Annotated in this window: 2 protein-coding genes; both read left to right on the top strand. The window is 50.1% G+C overall.

What is annotated here, in order from left to right; translation table 11 throughout:
* On the top strand, positions 1 to 549 hold a 549-nt coding region (locus D1841_RS17705), incomplete at its 5' end, for a plasmid recombination protein (protein ID WP_202622584.1).
* Positions 533 to 745, top strand: a complete 213-nt coding sequence (locus D1841_RS17700) for a hypothetical protein (protein ID WP_016304735.1) — start codon at positions 533 to 535, stop codon at positions 743 to 745. The genes D1841_RS17705 and D1841_RS17700, both read left to right, overlap by 17 nt.
* The last annotated feature ends 46 nt before the right edge of the window (positions 746 to 791 follow it).

Genomic DNA, 791 nt, shown 5'->3' with positions numbered 1-791 from the left:
CATTTGACCTTTGTTCCGCTGACGAAAGACAACCGCCTGTGCGCCAAAGAAATCATAGGCAACCGGGCCAATCTGACGAAATGGCAGGATGATTTTCACGCCTATATGGTGGAGAAGTACCCCAGCTTGGAGCGTGGGGAGAGCGCAAGCAAAACGGGAAGAAAGCATATCCCCACCCGGCTTTTCAAACAGGCGGTTTCCCTCTCCAAACAGGCGAGGGCGATTGAAGCCACGCTGGACGGTATCAATCCAATTAACGCCGGAAAGAAGAAAGAGGAAGCCCTCTCTATGCTCAAAAAGTGGTTTCCGCAGATGGAGAACTTCTCCGGGCAGTTGAAGAAATACAAGGTCACGATAAATGACCTCTTGGCAGAAAATGAAAAACTGGAGGCAAGGGCAAAGGCCAGCGAAAAGGACAAGATGAAAGGCGTTATGGAACGGGCAAAGCTGGAAAGCGAGTTACACAACATTCAACGGCTGGTTGACCGTATCCCGCCGGAAGTGCTGGCAGAGTTGAAGCGGCAACCGAACTATGGAAAGGAAAGGTGATTTTATAACGAATATCAGATACAAAAAGGAAACAGAAATCGTGACTTTTCAAGGAAAGGAAATCACGCTGGAAAATCTCTCCCCGGTATTTACACCGGAGCAGGAAGCGGCCAAACGCCGGGAACTGGAACAGCAGCTTTATGAGGTGTTCCGCAAGTACGCCGACAAGCGGCAGAAAGAGGAAGCCGGGGCGTAAGTTTTTCCAGCCACATCATTGATTTACGGGGCTGTTGGCGGTATAA

It is taken from the genome of Neglectibacter sp. X4 (assembly GCF_009917365.1).
Lineage (GTDB): Bacteria > Bacillota > Clostridia > Oscillospirales > Acutalibacteraceae > Acutalibacter.
This window is presented reverse-complemented; position numbering and strand designations above follow the sequence as displayed.

What these genes read in the sequence shown, in the direction of transcription:
- D1841_RS17700 (WP_016304735.1), top strand. Translation starts at nt 533, where the DNA reads ATGGAAAGGAAAGGTGATTTTATAACGAATATCAGATACAAAAAGGAA.